Origin of the sequence: Chryseobacterium sp. Leaf201, from assembly GCF_001421435.1 — a bacterium.
In the GTDB taxonomy this organism is placed as follows: Bacteria; Bacteroidota; Bacteroidia; order Flavobacteriales; family Weeksellaceae; genus Chryseobacterium.
Window position 1 is genome coordinate 49,483 of record NZ_LMKA01000061.1, and the last position, 17,119, is coordinate 66,601.

A 17,119-nucleotide genomic window follows, 5' to 3' on the forward strand; every position below is an offset into this window, starting at 1 on the left:
AATCTTATATTTTGTCAGTTTAAGCAGGCCATCCACTATTTCACATAGTCTTTAGCAGGCTGTTTGTCGGTAATTTTACCGTTCTGTAGAACCAGCACGAACGGATTGCTTCTCGCAATGGTTTTAATAGCGGTGCCGTCCATCATCATGTTTTTGATGGTTTTAAAGGTGTTCGGATCTGTGGAAACACCATACACTACATTGGCTCCCTGGCTTTTAGCCTTAGCTTCAACCTGCTTTAAAAGCTCAGGTGAAACTTCTTTGGGATGATAAGAGAACACAAGAATAGCTTTCGGGGCATTGATTACCTCTTCCGTAAATTCCATTCCTGTAGGATCTTCTATCTTGAACTTAACGATCTCAGATTTATAACCTTCCTTCACGAGGACAGATTCATTCTTTCCTTCCTCAATTTTCCAGGGCGAACCTTCTGCCCAGTATTTGGTTTCTTTGATATAATCGTCCTGGTTTACTTTTAAAACTTCGCCTGTTTTCTCATTTTTAAGCGTGTAAAAAGTCTTATATTCAGAAGGGTTTTTATTGATTTTTTCCTTTTCAGATTTTAAGTCGGTCCCGATTTTATAATCGCGGAAATCAATAACCGGTTCTTTTATAATTCCATACGCACCAATCCCGATCATTACTAAAGAAAACACAGCTAAGAGAATATATTTAAACCGGTCTGCAGGTTTTTCCTGAGCATCAGCGCTGTAAGCATCTTTCTTTTTAAACTCCTTTCTGTACAGGATCAAGACCACAATAAGCCCGATTAAAAGTACAATATCTTTAATAAAACTCTGCCATGGTGTAAACTTAATGGCGTCCCCGAAACATCCGCAGTCCGTTACCACATTAAAATAAGCGGAATAAAATGTAAGGAACCCAAAGAAAATACAAAGCGCAATCAATGCCGAAAGCGTGAATTTAAGCCTGAGTTTCAGCAAAAGCATAAACCCGAGAAAAAGTTCCAGAACCACTACAGTCACCGAAAACAGCAGCGCAAACTTTTCCAGAAACGGCATGTTGAAGACAGAAGGCGAGAAGTATTCTTCCATTTTAAAGGAAAAACCGACCAGGTCCACCGCCTTTACAAAACCTGAAAGGATGAAAATAACGGCAATAACGAAACGTAATAAACTTTTGATCATATTATGTAGTTTTAGGCTCAGCCCTGCTTTCTGCTTCAGAGAATTTAATCAGGCAGAAAACGGCGTAATTCAGCATATCAAAATAATTGGCGTCTAAACCTTCGGAAGCAATGGTAACGCCCTGGTTGTCTTCAATCTGTTTTGTCCTCAGTACTTTCTGATAGATCAGATCAGTTATGGATGAAATCCTCATGTCCCTCCAGGCTTCACCGTAATCATGGTTTTTCCTTTCCATTAAGTGTTGAGCGTCCGTGGCATATTTGTCGTAAAGGGCTAAAATTTCTTCCCTGTTTTCATTGAAATCGTTGGAAAAGCCTTTTTCAAGCTGGATCAGGGCAATGATGGAGTAGTTGACCACCGCTACAAATTCGCCCTCTTCGCTTTCGTCCACCATTTTTTTTCCGGTCATCTGTATCGTACGGATCCTGTTGACTTTAATATAAATCTGATCCGTAATTGAACTCGGCCTTAAGACCCTCCATGCTGCCCCGTAATCCTGTAATTTCTTGCTGAAAAGTTCACGGCATCCGGCAATGATTTTCCCGAACTGTACTGATGTTTCTGACATAAATTCTCTTAATCTTTCAAATATACGAATTAGGTTTCAGGTAGCAGAAATTAGCATTCAGTTTTTTGGAGGCCAGAAGCCGGAAGTTCGTATTTTTGCAGTACGCAAATCTTTATCATGATCCATCATTATCCACTGAACTGTAACGGAAAGCTTGTCGGTTTATCTTCCCCTAAAATCATGGGAATCCTGAACCTTACCCCGGATTCTTTTTCCGATGGCGGACGGTTCAACAATGAAAAATCGGCACTGGAGCATGCTGAAAAGCTGCTGAAGGATGGTGCGGAAATTATCGATATCGGCCCGCAGTCCACACGCCCGAAGGCAGAATTTTTAAAGGCTGAAGAAGAGATAAGAAGAATCGGGAATGTTATTTCTTCGATCAAAAAAGAGTTTCCGGAAGCCCTGGTTTCTCTTGATACCTTTTATGCAGAAACGGTGGCATTCGGTTATAACGAAGGCATTGACCTGGTTAATGATATTTCCGGAGGCCAATATGACGGCAGCATGTTTGAGGCGGTGGCCAAAACAAAGCTTCCCTATATTTTAATGCATGTCAACCCTTCCTATGAAACCATGCATGACAAAATAAAGTTTGATGATATTACAGTTTCCGTTAACCGGTATTTTTTTGAAAAAACAGCGGAGCTCCTGGAAATGGGAATCACTGATATTATCCTTGACCCCGGTTTCGGATTCGGGAAAACGGTGGGAGACCAGATGAAAATGATTGATGAGGTACAGTATTTCGGTTTCGGGAAATTTCCTTTGTTAATCGGGATTTCCAGGAAATCTTTTATCTATAAGCCGTTGGGGAAATCTGCTCTGGACATCAATGAAGAAACCCAGAAGCTGCACATGAACGTTTTACAGCAGGGCGCAAAAATACTCAGGGTACATGATGTTGCCGAAGCAAAAAAAACAGTTGACGAATTTAACAGTTATGAGTTATAAGTGATGAGTAAACTTCATAATTCAAAACTTATAACTCATCACTCATAACTATAATCGGTTCGCCATTTTATCTGCAAATTCCCTGGAAAATTCTTTCCGGTCCTGTTCCAGCTTCTCCTGGTCTGCCGGTAAACGGTAGCTGAACAGGATTTTATCTTCATTGTCCAGGAAAATAATTTCTTTTTCATTTCCGTCAATCATCTGGGCAAAAATTTCCCACATGGAAGTGTCTTTTAATTTTAACAGTTCGAAGAATCCTTCCGCTTTTATTTCTATACTCTGCATGATATTATAATTATATGTATTACTGATTGATGATGTGTGCTAAAATTCCAAAAGTTTTAATTTAAACTGAAGGGCAAAATTCTGCATAAAATTCGGGGTTGTATAATACCCGACCCTGTAAAACAATCCTAAATTAAAATAAGAAGAAAGGAAATTGCTCCATTCCAACCCGACTTCCTGATACAGATGATCCAGCGGGCGGAATTTAAACTGGTGGTATTCCGGATGTTCCATATTCCCGATGGTTCCCCTCAGCACGAAATCAAAGCTTGAAACATTCTGTCCGAAACTTTTGAAATACAAAGGAAGTTTGTGCGTGAAATAATAGGCAATAAACCGGTCATTGTAATATTTACCGCCTTCCAGCGTGGCAAAACCCAGGAATGAAGTCAGGTTAAAGTTGAAATCCCTTTGCGGCGAGGCCAGTCCGTTCATCGTAAAATTTTTCCAGATCGGGGCATCCCCAAGAACCATTCCGCCATACAGACGGAAACCGGTAGTTCCCAATCTGGTTTTGAAATTGTGAACAAAAAGCGCGTCAAAACGGGTGTAGTTAAAATCTCCACCCAGGATTTTATAGCTCTGCTCATAATTAAAATACAGTTCCGGATATTTCTGGTCGATCAGGGATTTCCCCTGCGGCGTCATGATATTGGTAGAGTTCGGGGAGAATTTCAGGGTAAATAAGGTGTTGAAATTATCAAAACCCGGCCCTCTGTTTCTGAATGAGTAATTAAAAAGAGCTTCCTCATAATTCCTGCGCGCCGCGAAAACAAGGGTCAGGCCGTTGGAAACATCATTCAGGTAAGAAAAAGAAGCACTCCGGAAACGGTAATAATTGTCATTCTGGATGTTGTTCCCGTAGTTGGCCATCTTCATCTTAAAATTCCAGAGCCTCCTGTAAAATTCTCCGGAAGCGGTTACGTCATCCGTATAATCCACCCTGAAAAAAGAATTTTTATCCAGCGTGGTTCTGATATCCAGTCCGATTCCGTATTTCCAGCGGTCGTCTTTAAAACCGTAGGCAAAATAATAGTCGGGTGAAAAATAAGGGTTGAAGGTTTCATTAAGCTTGGCCTTTAAACCTACCCTGAACCCTTCATATAAGTTGTAATTTACGATTTCATCCACCGCAAAATCCAGTGCGCCCATTCGGATCTGCCCGTTCAGCAATCCGGTGAGCACCCTTGCCTTGGTATCGATATTGTAGATTTTTCCGAGGCTGTCTATGGTAGTGTAGGTGTTTTTCTCCCTTGCCGTCAGCGGATCGGTACGGTAACGGTCCAGGGTTGTCCCGCTGATATTTTTTACCGAGAAGGTATAGCCTTTAAAATCGTTTCTGTCATTTTCAATGGGAGCGCGGTAATCAAAATACCTCGAACTCAGGAAAGCGTAGGTTCCGAAGCTTTTCCGGTCTTTCTTTTCATGCTTTTCCCCGGATTGTTCCTTACCGTCTTTTTCCATCGCCATATTGCTCATTTTGAGCTTTACCGTTTCATGGGCGAGGAACCATTTGTTGTTAAAGTAAATCCAGGTGCTGGTGATAATTCCGTCGTTTTTATTTTTACTGAAATTTTCTATTTTCTTGATGCCGTAAGTTTCCGTGTCAATATAAACCGCACCGTTGTATTTTCTCTTTTTATCCGGCTTTTTATAGTTGACCTCGCGGAAGCGGATCACAAAATTTTTCCTGCCGTCCATTTCCAGTGTATCCGTTAAAAAGAAACGGTACAGGCCTCTGTTTTCCTGTTTCAGCTGTGCGGGGATTTTGTCCCGGTTGCTCTGCTGGAGGGCAATCATTTCATAGACAGGCTGCTTAAGCCCGGAAATCCTGTTGTCCAGGATGTTGATTTTTTCACCGTATGTTTTTGAATACAGGAACTCCTGTGCCCTTTCCCAGAGGAAGAGTTTGCTTTTGGAAAAGATGTTTCTTGCAGAAATGTTGTTTAAGGAGTCTTTTTCCCTTTTTTTCTTGACAAAACTGCTGTTCTGAAAGAATTCATTGAACTGGGTGATGCTGTCTTCATCAATATCCATGGAAATTTTCTCGTACGATTTATAGGAATAGGATTCCAGGCTTTTCGGTGAATTTTCCCTGAACATCCGTTCCACTTTTTTCAGGATTTCCAGCGCGCGCGGATCACTTTTGTCTTCAATGATTACGGTTTCAATGGATGTTTCTTTTGATTGCGAATAACCAAAAATATACATCCAGAAACATAAAAACAGTAACACCCTTTTCATAAAGACCTGTCAAAATTAATGATATTTATTCTTACGGAAAAGTTTTTGGCCTACAGATAAATCAGTCTCTTACAATAAATCCCGGAAGTTCCGAGATCAGGTTAGCGGTCATTCAGGGCAGAAAGGAAATCAATAATTTCAGAAATTTCCTGTCCGGTAAGGTTAAGAGGAGTATCGGAAAGTGTCTGGTTATCCACCTTCAGTCCCAGTCCGTTTCCGCCGCCTTTGTTATAAAAGTCCATAACTTCCTGCAGGGTCCGGTAACCTCCGTTGTGCATATACGGGGCAGTCTTGCTGACATTGCGCAGTGTCGGTGTTTTAAAGGAATGCTGAAGGAACGCTACTGTCTCATGAAACTTTCCTCGGCCCGGATCCCGGTCCAGCTTTCTGTTGGATGCATTTTCGGCCACGCCCAGTACTTCCTGTTCAGTTTTGCTATAATCAGGAGGAACCGTACCGTTGAAAAGCGGCAGGAAATGGCAGATAGCGCACTGGGCTTTGCCCATGAAAAGATTGAAGCCTTTTTTCTGGCTGTCGGTCATGGCCTGTTGGTTTCCTCTCATATAGCTGTCAAAATCTGAACTGAAAGTAGCCAGTGAACGGATATAACTTGCCAGAACATTCTGCAGCTGCCATATTTCCGCCCGTTTCCCCTTGTAAATGGTTCTGAACGCCTGATTGTATTCCGGATTTTTGTTGATTTTCCCGATAATCAGGTTCAGGTCGCCGTGCATTTCTTCCTTATTGGTAATTACTTCAGAACTCTGTCCTTCCAGGTCATCTTTCCTCATGTCCCAGAACTGTCCGTGCTGGAATGCGGCATACATTAGGGACGGTGTATTCCTTTTCAGTGCCGAATTTTCCAGGGACATAGATTTCTCCAGTCCGTCGGTAAAGGCTTTATCAGCCACATGGCAGGCAGCGCAGCTTCTCGTGTTGTTATTGGACAGGATATTGTCATTAAAAAGCTGTTTTCCCAGGATTACTTTCTCTTCCGTCATTTCAAATGCCTTGCCGGGCACAAAAGCATCCGGGTCAAAAGCATTTTTAGAGTAGAAGGTGGGGGCGTTTTTATGAAGTGCGGTCGTAATTTCCACGGCGGGAATGCCTTCCTGTTTCTGATATTCCAGCAGCAGTGAAGAAATCCTGTTCAGATGTTCAGGAATGAAAACAACATAATCGAAAGTATTTTTGTCTGTGTTTTTTTTCAGGTAATCTACAGAATGCTTAATCTCATTTGTAATCTGGCGCAATGCGTCTTTTGATTTTTGGGTAGCCATCTGTTGCAGGGTGAGCTGCAGAGAATTTAAGGAATAAGGCATCTCCATCAGGAAAGTCCCGGAAAGAGGCGTGTCGAAACCGGCGATCCCCAGACTGGAAATCCTGAACGTTTCCTGACGCAGCGCATCAAAAATCTGGTCTCTGGAAATACTGATAGCCTGGAAGTTGGCTCTGATGGTATTGCTTTTATTGATCAGGTTTTTCAGCAACCTGATGACTTCTGCTTTGTTTGCAGGATCGTAGGGATACAGGTATTCCTCCACAACCTGCAGGCCTTCGGGCTCTAATTCGGTGTGTTCCTGCATTTCGATTTCCGGCAGGGCAGGGCCATTGATGAACCGGGCGGTGTGAGGCAGGAAATATTCCACAGCCCATTCCATTTTTTTATAGCTGTTTCTCAGGTTCCGGAACTGCTGCTGTAAAGTTTTTTCGTCTGCACCATCAGATACCTGTGAGATCAGCTGTTGGGTATCCTGCAGAAATTCTGCGTTGTTTTTAAAGATTTCTTTCTTTACAGGTGCCAGCCCGTTATCTATCGGAGGCTGTGCTTTGTTGTTTTCGCATTGGATAAAGAAGCAGAAAGCAAATACAAAACTGAGAAAGATAACCAGAGGATATTTTAAAATCGTTTTCATTCTTTACAAAAAAGCACCAGCAGAACAGTCTGCTGATACTTTAATTTTATACTTATGATACTTATTTCTGAACGTTTCTGATGATCACAATCTGTCCGCCTTCCTCATTGGTATTTACTCCCGCACCGTCAGCATTGGCGAAACCGCTTTTCTGCCACGTATGAGAATGGATGTTTACGGCAAAGGTATCAGGCAGCCCGATAATATTAGAGATGTCTACCATCGCGCCGTATTCCCACGATCCGAATTTTGCAAGCTGTCCAGACTGGTTGTAAGCCGTCTGCCATGCAGCATTGTTTCTGTTGTGTTTCATATTCAGCCATGGCTTGTACTGCTTGCTGCTGATGTTCAGCTGCCAGATGTATGAATCATGCTGCGCTGCAGGATAATAAGAATCTCCGTCTTCCTGGATATATACGTAGTTTTCCGTAACACAAAGGTTGTCAGGATTAATCAGGTTATTCCCCGGGCTGGAGTCTCCTTCAGCCACCAGTTCCAGTTTTCCGGCGAGCATATTATTCTGGTCCAGCACCAGTTTATAAACTCTTCCCCACATGGTAAGGCCTGCTTTCGGGTTTATTCCGTCTGAAGACTCGCCGGTTGCCGTAAAATAAATTTCTCTTCCTTTTCCGGCTCCTTTTCTGTAATCCACATCTTCCACTCGGGAGAAACGGATCGCATTGTTGTCCATATTTTTCTGGTTGATCTGGGCTCCGGTAAGGTTTTTGGCATTCGGGATCTCCACAAACTGCACGTCGTACTGGGAACCTTTTGTCATATCGGTTTCCGTGGTGTTATTGTTGGTTCTTTTCAGCGCATACAGCTTACCGTTATCCAGGTCACCCTGTGCATCGGATACATACATGATCAGCTGGCCGGCAGACTGATGAGAGGTGGAATAGGACTGGTCTTCCCCGATCAGGATATAGGTTTTCCCGTTGGAAACATCTTTAGGAAGCGGAACTGCATTTTCCATAGATGCTTTTCCCAGGGCCGGTTTTATTCTGGTCTGGTCTGAAGCCTGTGCAGCAGAAGCCAGCGGGTTTAATGCGTGTACCATACTTTCCTGTCCGGATTCTCCTGCCGTAAGGAAGGCTGAAAAACCGTGTTCGGCAGTAGTGGCCAAAGTGGCAGAGCATAATCTTGTCATTCCTCCGATTCCATTGAGGATGTATTCTCCTTTTACCGGCTTGAAGGTCTTGTCCAGATATACCCTTGAAACGGATTTCGTGATCTCGTGGTTGGTAATCATCAGGTAGCCCTCAGAGTTCGGGTCTTTCATGATTCCCATTCCGTCCGGCTGGCCGGCAAATACGAAGTTCGGGCTTCCGGCAAGGATATCGGAACTTGAAATTAAAGTATTGATGTTCAGATTCTCAAATCCTGGCATTCCAAAAACGAAAGCCGGTTCTTTAGAGAAGTTTTCTATTTTAATATTTGGGTTTACCGGGTTTTCTTCCGGATCAGCTGTTTCATCGTTACAGTTCTGGAAAATAGTAGCTGCCAGAAACAAAGCACCAATAGTCTTGTAAATTTTCATAATTACTTTTTCTAATGGTGCAAAACTACAGGTCTATTATTAATTGAACTTTAAAAGCATGGGTGTGCAAATTAACTTTTCCTTATTAAACGGGTGGCAGTGTTACGGGAAGCTCAATAATTAGAACGGATCAAAATAACCTGTGTCATATCTGCTGTATTGCTCAATCAAAAGCCGAAGGCCGATGAATTAAATAATAAAAATCTGGATCTAAATCCTGTATTTTAAACATTCTATACCGGAATTCTCTATCTTTCTATACCTATTAACAGCTTATATAAGCCACTTTAAGCAAAAATCAAAGATTTTCAAAATGTAAGTGTACTTTAAATGAGAGAGTAATACATCTTAAATTATTTAAATTCTTCAAATAATTAAATAAGCTCAGAATACACAAAAATATTTATCTCATTAGGTTTAATTTTATCCTGATTCCCACATTGTCCTTAAATTGGGAAGTCTGGTAATATCCGAGCCTGTAGGAGAACCCGACTCCGAAATTGCTGCCGAGAAACCTGTTCCAGATCAATCCGGCTTCCTGATAGTAATGGTCCAGCACCCTGAATTCAAACTGGTGGTCAGTCCTGTTTTTCATATTCCCGATGGCTCCCTGGTATTCCAGTTCGATACTTGAATATCTGCTTCCGAATGTCTTAAACCTGAACGGCAGGTACTGGGAAACCTTAAAAGCAGTGAATCTGTCTGCAAAGAAAGTTCCTGCCGGCATCGTGGCAAACCCGAGATTGGACGGCGTGCTGATATTGGAATACCAGTGATCCGTATTTCTGTCGGCCTGGCCTGCGATCTCAAAGTTTTTCCATATCGGGGCAGTACCGGAAGACAGGCCTCCGAAAAGCTTGATATTGGTAGATCCTATTTTAGTTCTGAATTGGTGGATGATTAATGCATCCAGGCGGTGGTAATTCAGGTCGCCGCCCAGAATTTCCGCACCTTTTTCAAAATTCATAAAAACCTGAGGATAGCCTTTTTCATAGGTGTATTTTCCGCTGGGCGTCATGATGTTCTTATCATTCGGGGCAAATTTCAGGGATAGTGTAGCACTGGCGTTATCAAAGGCATTGCCCAGATTGCGGTACCGGTAATCAAAAAGGGCCTGCTGTTTCTCTTTGTTGACGGTAACTTTCATGCTCAGCGAATTTGAAAGATCATACAGGTAGGAAGCGCCCCATTTCCGGTTCCTGTAAAACGCACCGTTGTGGATGTCCAGTCCGATATCCGAAACTTTCATCAGCAGGTCCCACATCATATTGCTGAACCTTCCGGCCGCAAAGACATCATCCACATAATCAATCCGGAAAACAGATGTTCTCCTGTCAGACAGTCTTATGTCCAGGCCTAAGCCGTATTTCCAGCGGCTGTCTTTAAACCCGTAGCCGAAATAGCCGTCCGGAGAAAAAGTTTTGCTGAACTTTTCATTGAGTTTTATTCCCGCTCCCAAACGGATTCCCTGGTACTGGTCATAGCTTAAGAATTTGGTGAGATCGAAATCAATCATCTTATAGCGCAGGTTTCCTCTGAGCAGCTGGGTTAAAAAGTTCAGCTTTTTTTCAAAATCATGCTTCACCACAAAGCTGTCAATTTTCGTATAGGTAGCACTTTCCCTTTCCGTAAGGCTGTCTGTCCTGTACTGCTGAAGCAGGCTTCCGTCCGAGCTTTTCACTTCCAGCGAATAGCCTTTGAAATCTGATGCTTTCTGGTCTTCGTTCAGCTTAAAATCGAAAAAACGGTTTTTTACATAGAGGTAATTTCCGAATTCCTTTTTGTTGTATTTTGCTTTTTCCCCTTCTTTCAGGCTGTCTTTTTTGGAAGTATTAAAAGTCTGCTCGCCCATTTTTACTTTGATATCTTCATAATCCAGAAACCATTTTTTATCAATCGGTTTCCATACGGAAACAATATTCCCTTCATTCTGTTTTTTACTGGTGCTCTCAAATTTTTTCAGGGCAAAGCTTTCGGCATCCACATAGATTTTCCCGTTGAATTTTCTCGGGTTCTGCTTTTTCTTGTCGGTAATTTCCTTGAATTTGATGACATACGTTTTCCTGCCTTCAACCTGAAGCGTATCCGACATATAAAAATTATACAGTTTCCTGTTTTCCGGTCTTAACTGCCTTGGTGCCCTGTCCAGGTTGGAAATATTAATTGCCATGGCTTCGTAGATGGGATTTTTGAATCCGGACATCCTGTTGTCTATGATATTGGTTTTTTCACCGAATTTTTTGGAATATTTGTATTCCGTGGCTTTCTCCCAAAGGAACATCTGGCTCTCGGCAGATGCACTGGTAAAATCTTCGCTGAGCAGGGAGTCCTTCTTTTCGCTTTCTTTCTGTTTGAATGTTCTTTTTTCATCTTTGGAAAGCGAATCTTTCCGGGAAGCTATAAAATCTTTGAAGATACCGACCGAATCTTTATCCACATCAATGGAAAATTTGCTGTACGATTTAAAGTTGTAGGTGTCTAATGATTTCGGTGAATTTTCCCTGGCTCTTTTATCCAGTTCATCCAGGATCCTTAAAGCACGGGGATCACTTTTATCCGTAATGACAATCCTTTCTATATTATCCCTTTTTTCAGACAAAGGCAGTAAAGATACTTCTACGGTTTTCTTCACGTCTGCCGTGGCATCTTCAAAATTGCTTGCTAAAATTTCAATCTTTTTGCATTTTGTCTTGAATGACAGTCGGCCTTCCTGATCGGTTTTCCCTAACAAATTATCATCGCAGTAAACGGCTGCATTGTAAACCGGCTGCCTGCTGGTTCTGTTGAGAACCTTCAACTGGGTCTGACTGTAAATTACGATGCCGATGAATAAAAATAACGGAGATAAAAATTTTGTCATTAGTTTATTTATAGATAAGACAAAACTATTGATAAGAAAGTTACAAACCCAGACGCGGAAATATAATCTTTTGTTAAAAATGAATTCAGCTGGATTTATATTTTCAATTCCTATAAATGAGAGAGGGATTTTAATTAAGAGTTTTAAGGCTTTCTGAAAAGTAATAATATTTCTACTGTTTAACTTCGTCAGTTTGATTTCTATGACATATGCAACTTATTTTCATAGACAGAATTATCATTTTTCAATCTTACGGAACTCAAAGCAAATTTAAAGAAGTGTTTTTAGAATCGAAGCGCAGAAAAATGTATCGACAGTTGATGAACACGGACGTCACGTGAATCATAAACTTCTTGATACGGTTTTTCAAACCGACTCTAAATGATGGGGGGAAAATTAATGCTATCAAATACAAACAATCCCTTTCAAAAGCTGAAAGGGATTGTTGTTTAACGTAAATAGGATAATAAAATCCTTATAGAAACCGCAAACGGTAATATGTATTAGAAATTAACTAAATATTCAATGCTTTCTGATAGGCATTTTCCAGTCCGCTGAGGTTTTTTCCTCCTGCTGTGGCAAAGCCCGGGTTTCCTCCGCCGCCGCCCTGGATTTCTTTAGCTAAATCTTTAATCAATGCTCCGGCCTGGTAAATTCCTGCCAGATCATCGGAAACACCGACGGTAATCATCGGTTTTCCATCTGCATCAGACAGGATCACCGTTATAGAAGTCGGAATTTCTTTCTTTAATTGGAAAACGATGTCTTTTATCGACCCTGCATCTAAAGAAGTTCTTTTTACTAAAAGTAATTTATTGCCTTTTTGCTCGTAAGCTCCTTTCCAGTCGCTGATTTCCCCTTTTGCCTTTTCCTTTTTCAAAGATTCAACTTCGGATTTCAGTGATGTATTTTCTTCCATTAATTTCTCAATAGACCTTACGATATCTTTGGATTTCAAGAGCTGGGAAAGTTCAGCCACCTGTTTTTCCAGGTTTTTGAAATACTCTTCGGATTTGTCGCCGGAGATCGCTTCAATCCTTCTGATTCCTGCAGCTGCAGAGCTTTCGGAAACAATTTTAAAGTGTCCGATTTCAATGGTGTTTTTTACATGGGTTCCCCCGCAGAGTTCTTTTGAGCTTCCGAACTGGATCATTCTTACGCTGTTCCCGTATTTTTCACCGAATAACGCCATCGCGCCTTTATCCATCGCTTCCTGAATCGGAATATTCCTGAATTCCTGCAGGGCAATGCTTTCTTTGATCTTATGGTTCACTTTTTCTTCTACCAGAGCCAGTTCTTCTTCTGACATCTTGCTGAAATGAGAGAAGTCAAAACGAAGGTAATCCGGGCCCACAAATGAACCTTTCTGCTCAACATGCGTTCCTAAGACATCTCTTAAAGCTTCATGCAGTAAATGCGTCACCGAGTGGTTAGCCTGGGAATTTTTCCTGTCATCGGCATTCACTTTCGCATAGAAAAGTGCTCCGGCATCTTTCGGAAGACCGCTGATGAGAGAAACGATCAGTCCGTTTTCTTTTTTTGTTTCCAGCACTTCAAAAGTTTCGGAAGCGTTTTCAAGAGTGCCTTTATCACCAACCTGTCCGCCGCCTTCCGGGTAGAACGGGGATTCGCTTAAAACCACCTGATAAAATTCGCCGTCCTTGTTTTCTACTTTCCGGTATCTTGTAATATAGGCTTCAGACTCCGTTTTGTCATAGCCTACAAAGTTCTCTTCTCTTTCTTCAAGCGTTACCCAGTCATATACTTTCTGGGCAGAATCTTCTTTGGAACGAAGCCTCTGCTTTTCTTTTTCTGCTTTAAAACCATCTTCATCAATGGTAAGTCCTTTTTCTTCAGCAATAATCCTTGTCAAATCATCCGGGAATCCATAAGTATCGTATAATTCAAATACTTCAAGGGTAGGAAGTGTTTTTTGTCCGTCCGCAATGGTCTGCTGGATCAGTTTTTCCACCCTGATCAATCCGGTTTCAATGGTTTTAAGGAATGATTCCTCTTCACTTTTAATCACTTCGGTAACAAGGGTTCCCTGTTTTTCCAGTTCCGGAAAGAAAGGTCCCATCTGTTCCTGAAGTACGGCAACCAGCTGGTAAAGGAAAGGTTCTTTCATATCCAGGAAACGGTAAGCATAAGAAATGCCCCTTCTTAAAATCCTTCTGATCACATAACCGGCACCTCCGCTTGCAGGGAGCTGTCCGTCTGCAATGGCAAAAGCAACTGCGCGGATATGGTCTACCACCACACGGATGGCAATATCTTTTTCGTCTTCAAGGATCCCTGTGTATTTTTTTCCGGAAAGTTCTTCCACCTTCGCAATCAGCGGCGTGAAAACATCCGTGTCATAGTTTGAAGATTTTCCCTGGAGTGCCATGCATAAACGCTCGAAGCCCATTCCCGTATCCACATGCTGAGCAGGAAGCTTTTCCAGCGTTCTGTCTGCTTTCCTGTTGAATTCCATAAATACCAGGTTCCAGACTTCTACCACCTGAGGATGGTCATTGTTAACCAGTTCCAGTCCTGAAACTCTGGCTTTTTCTTCCGGCGTTCTCAAATCTACGTGAATTTCAGAGCACGGCCCGCACGGCCCGCTTTCCCCCATTTCCCAGAAATTGTCTTTTTTGTTTCCGTTGATAATGCGGTCTTCGGAAATGTGTGATTTCCAGAAATCATAAGCGTCCTGGTCTCTTTCCAGATTCTCGGAAGCGTCACCTTCAAAGACGGTCACGTACAGGTTTTCTTTCGGAATTCCGTAGACTTCCGTTAATAATTCCCAGGCAAAAGCAATAGCATTTTTTTTAAAATAATCACCGAAAGACCAGTTTCCCAACATTTCAAACATGGTGTGGTGATAGGTATCCCTGCCCACATCATCCAGGTCATTGTGCTTTCCCGAAACCCTTAAACACTTCTGTGTATCGGCAATCCTCGGGGCAGTAGGCGTTTTATAGCCTAAGAAAAAATCTTTGAACTGCGTCATCCCGGAATTGGAAAACATAAGCGTAGGGTCGTCTTTCAGCACGATGGGTGCAGAGGGGACGATCAGGTGGTCTTTACTTTTAAAATAATCTAAAAATTTCTGACGGATCTCTTGTGATGTCATAAGTATAGTATTGCTTTGCTTTTAATCAATTTGATAAGATGCAAATTTAAGATTTTTAGCCGATTTAATATCAAATATTTGATACTTTGGGTTCATACGGTTTCAAAATATTGAGGTTTCGGTAAAAAGATAGAATGTTTATTATAATTTTTATACATTTGGAAAAACGATTACCCATGAACAAATTTTTTTTAGGAGCCCTGCTGGCTCTTTCATTATCATCCTGTAATGATGATTCTAAAAACAAAAAACTCGAATTAGAAAAGAAAGAACTTGAATTAAGAGACAAAGAACTTGATATTGAAATTTCAAAGCTCAGAAAGACAGATTCACTCTCCGGTTCCGAGATCAAAAGAATAAAACAGGAAGCTATGGTTGCTGAACAGGAACAATCTAAAAAAGTAACAGATCCGGCCTTATCTGACATCAATAACCTTTTAGGCTATTGGGTAGATGCTGAAAATGACCATATTTACATGTATTTTAAGAGAGACGGGACTTTTCAATTTCAGGATCTTAACAGTTCTACCGAACAATTTGAAATGCTTTCCGGAACATATAGGCTGAATGAAGGCAGGCTTACTTTGTTATATGACGACAGGAAACAGCAGGCATTCAGATTTGGGAAAGAAATTTCCAGAATACCGACTTACTACATTCAGAAAGACCGTTATCTAATGGTTAAGGCAATGTTGAAAGAGGAATAAAAGACGTGTTTATTCAGTATTAAAACTTTAAACTTATTAAGGCCCCGTTTTGTTAAAGAAACGGGACTTTTTCTTTGATGGTTTGCTTTTTGATCCCTGATGAGTATTATTTTATCCAACAAAAATAAAATCAGATATAATGAAAGTATTCATCAATAAAAGAATTCCTGAAACGGGAATCAAAATGCTGGAGGAAGCAGGCCTGGAAGTCTTTATCCCGGAACATGAAAACCTGTCTCACGAAGAATGGCTGGGCTACTGCAAAAGCCACGATATGATTTTAAGTGTCGGGACCGATTTTAAATATGATAAGGATTTTTTCACTGAATGCCCCAATATAAAAGCAATTGCCCTGTATTCTGTCGGTTTTGACCATGTGGATATCAAAGAAACAGTTCAGAAAAATATTCCGGTAGGCAATACGCCTGATGTTTTAAGCAAGGCAACTTCGGATGTGGCATTTCTGCTGATGCAGTCAGTAGCACGGCGGGCGAGCTATAATTTTGAAAAGGTGAAAGCCGGAAACTGGGGAGATTTTGATCCGCTGCATGCACTGGGACAGGAACTGTACGGTAAAACACTGGGGATTTTCGGACTGGGAAGAATCGGGATTGAAATGGCGAAAAAGTCGAAGGCTGCTTTTGAAATGGATATCATTTACCATAACCGCCACCGTAACGAAGAGGCAGAAAAAGAACTAGATGCCCGGTATGTCTCTTTTGAAGAATTGGTTGCAGAATCTGATGTACTGAGCATTCATGCGAATTTCAAACAGGAGCAGACCGAGCTTTTCAACCGTTCCGTTTTTGAAAAAATGAAGGAGAATGCTATTTTTATCAATACGGCCAGAGGCGGCTTCCATCATCAGAAAGATCTGTATGACGTACTTACGGAAAAGAAAATCTGGGGTGCCGGACTGGATGTTACCAATCCTGAACCGATCTTCAAGGATGATCCGATCCTCGGACTTTCAAATGTCTGTGTCCTTCCGCACGTAGGTTCGGCCACGATGGAAGCCAGGAACGGAATGGCAAAAGTGGCTGCCGGAAACCTGATAGCGGTTTCCAGAGGTGAAAAAATGCCGGCATGTGCCAACCCTGAAATATATTCTTAGAATCAGCAGTAATTGGAATTGTTTTTGTTTGAATCAAGCCAACACCAAAATATAATTATTATGCCCGAAAATAGCGAACAAGAACAGGAAAGAAGATTAGAGCAAAGAGATTATCAGCCTAATGAAGATATTTTCAACCAGGAGGAACATATTCCGGTTGACGGAGACGGCAGACCGGTTTTCAATGAAGAGAGCCTTATTGAGGATGACGATGCATTAGACAAAGGTCTGGATATCCCCGGCGTAGACCGCGATGCAGGTACCATTGATATCGGTGAAGATGAGGAAAACAGTTACTGGGGCCTGAGTGACAATGATGACAATCATGAGGAACAGAACGATGACCTGATCCGGTAATTAATAAATAACATATACATTGACTAACCTTACTTTTATAGTAAGGTTTTTTTAGTTTTTAAATTTAAATGGGACGGTATAACAGCATAGTATGAATTCTACTGATTTGAAATTCAAAATATCTTTTCTGAGAATTACATAGTTCAGAGGGGATGAAAAAACAGCAACTTACTTCAGCGGTAATTAAAATGACTGCGAAGAGCGAAATGATGCCCTGGTGCGTTAATTCAGCTTAACAGCGTCAAAACCGAAAATAATACAGTCAACTGCAACCAAATGTCTGGGATAGTTTCCGTAGTCTTTTACCA

At 41.5% G+C, this 17,119-nt stretch carries 12 protein-coding genes; 4 read left to right on the top strand and 8 right to left on the bottom strand.

Features of this window, described 5'->3' with window-relative positions; genetic code table 11:
* Positions 1–35 precede the first annotated feature (35 nt).
* Together ASE55_RS07610 and ASE55_RS07615 are read right to left on the bottom strand one after the other, a co-directional pair.
* The gene (locus ASE55_RS07610; protein ID WP_056217389.1) at positions 36–1,148 is read right to left on the bottom strand and encodes a BT_3928 family protein; all 1,113 of its coding nucleotides are present in this window, start codon (positions 1,146–1,148) and stop codon (positions 36–38) included.
* Between the two features lies 1 nt (position 1,149).
* Positions 1,150–1,716 (bottom strand): DUF1599 domain-containing protein, encoded by a 567-nt coding sequence (locus tag ASE55_RS07615; RefSeq protein WP_056217391.1) that lies wholly within the window; start codon positions 1,714–1,716, stop codon positions 1,150–1,152.
* 117 nt (positions 1,717–1,833) lie between these two features.
* Here ASE55_RS07615 and folP point away from each other — a divergent pair, with 117 nt between their 5' ends.
* Positions 1,834–2,670: a dihydropteroate synthase gene (folP, locus tag ASE55_RS07620; protein WP_056217394.1), complete on the top strand. Its 837-nt coding sequence runs from the start codon at positions 1,834–1,836 to the stop codon at positions 2,668–2,670.
* Between the two features lie 48 nt (positions 2,671–2,718).
* On the opposite strand, the gene ASE55_RS07625 is transcribed toward folP, so the two are convergent.
* The 6 genes from ASE55_RS07625 to alaS form a co-directional block, all read right to left on the bottom strand.
* Entirely contained in the window at positions 2,719–2,955 is a 237-nt protein-coding gene (locus tag ASE55_RS07625; protein WP_056217398.1) for a hypothetical protein, read from the bottom strand.
* A 39-nt stretch (positions 2,956–2,994) separates the two neighbouring features.
* Positions 2,995–5,199, bottom strand: coding sequence for a hypothetical protein (locus tag ASE55_RS07630; RefSeq protein WP_056217400.1), 2,205 nt, complete (start codon positions 5,197–5,199; stop codon positions 2,995–2,997).
* Positions 5,200–5,300: 101 nt separating this feature from the next.
* Complete coding sequence (locus tag ASE55_RS07635; RefSeq protein WP_056217403.1) at positions 5,301–7,115, bottom strand: cytochrome-c peroxidase; 1,815 nt, start codon at positions 7,113–7,115, stop codon at positions 5,301–5,303.
* Between the two features lie 61 nt (positions 7,116–7,176).
* Positions 7,177–8,655 (bottom strand): alkaline phosphatase PhoX, encoded by a 1,479-nt coding sequence (locus ASE55_RS07640; RefSeq protein WP_056217406.1) that lies wholly within the window; start codon positions 8,653–8,655, stop codon positions 7,177–7,179.
* Between the two features lie 403 nt (positions 8,656–9,058).
* The gene (locus ASE55_RS07645) at positions 9,059–11,515 is read right to left on the bottom strand and encodes a hypothetical protein (RefSeq protein ID WP_056217409.1); all 2,457 of its coding nucleotides are present in this window, start codon (positions 11,513–11,515) and stop codon (positions 9,059–9,061) included.
* Between the two features lie 514 nt (positions 11,516–12,029).
* Entirely contained in the window at positions 12,030–14,633 is a 2,604-nt protein-coding gene (alaS, locus tag ASE55_RS07655; protein WP_056217416.1) for an alanine--tRNA ligase, read from the bottom strand.
* Positions 14,634–14,809: 176 nt separating this feature from the next.
* Here alaS and ASE55_RS07660 point away from each other — a divergent pair, with 176 nt between their 5' ends.
* The 3 genes from ASE55_RS07660 (at position 14,810) to ASE55_RS07670 (ending at position 16,811) form a co-directional block, all read left to right on the top strand.
* A complete protein-coding gene (locus ASE55_RS07660; protein WP_056217419.1) occupies positions 14,810–15,340 on the top strand; it encodes a hypothetical protein in 531 nt (176 codons plus the stop codon).
* A gap of 139 nt (positions 15,341–15,479) precedes the next feature.
* Positions 15,480–16,454, top strand: coding sequence for a 2-hydroxyacid dehydrogenase (locus ASE55_RS07665; RefSeq protein ID WP_056217420.1), 975 nt, complete (start codon positions 15,480–15,482; stop codon positions 16,452–16,454).
* Between the two features lie 60 nt (positions 16,455–16,514).
* Positions 16,515–16,811: a hypothetical protein gene (locus tag ASE55_RS07670; protein WP_238585015.1), complete on the top strand. Its 297-nt coding sequence runs from the start codon at positions 16,515–16,517 to the stop codon at positions 16,809–16,811.
* Positions 16,812–17,119 lie beyond the last annotated feature (308 nt).

Coding starts and splice junctions, on each gene's coding strand:
- ASE55_RS07665 (WP_056217420.1), top strand. CDS start 15,480: ATGAAAGTATTCATCAATAAAAGAATTCCTGAAACGGGAATCAAAATG.
- folP (WP_056217394.1), top strand. CDS start 1,834: ATGATCCATCATTATCCACTGAACTGTAACGGAAAGCTTGTCGGTTTA.
- ASE55_RS07610 (WP_056217389.1), bottom strand. CDS start 1,148: ATGATCAAAAGTTTATTACGTTTCGTTATTGCCGTTATTTTCATCCTT.
- ASE55_RS07630 (WP_056217400.1), bottom strand. CDS start 5,199: ATGAAAAGGGTGTTACTGTTTTTATGTTTCTGGATGTATATTTTTGGT.
- alaS (WP_056217416.1), bottom strand. CDS start 14,633: ATGACATCACAAGAGATCCGTCAGAAATTTTTAGATTATTTTAAAAGT.
- ASE55_RS07635 (WP_056217403.1), bottom strand. CDS start 7,115: ATGAAAACGATTTTAAAATATCCTCTGGTTATCTTTCTCAGTTTTGTA.
- ASE55_RS07640 (WP_056217406.1), bottom strand. CDS start 8,655: ATGAAAATTTACAAGACTATTGGTGCTTTGTTTCTGGCAGCTACTATT.
- ASE55_RS07625 (WP_056217398.1), bottom strand. CDS start 2,955: ATGCAGAGTATAGAAATAAAAGCGGAAGGATTCTTCGAACTGTTAAAA.
- ASE55_RS07615 (WP_056217391.1), bottom strand. CDS start 1,716: ATGTCAGAAACATCAGTACAGTTCGGGAAAATCATTGCCGGATGCCGT.
- ASE55_RS07645 (WP_056217409.1), bottom strand. CDS start 11,515: ATGACAAAATTTTTATCTCCGTTATTTTTATTCATCGGCATCGTAATT.
- ASE55_RS07660 (WP_056217419.1), top strand. CDS start 14,810: ATGAACAAATTTTTTTTAGGAGCCCTGCTGGCTCTTTCATTATCATCC.
- ASE55_RS07670 (WP_238585015.1), top strand. CDS start 16,515: ATGCCCGAAAATAGCGAACAAGAACAGGAAAGAAGATTAGAGCAAAGA.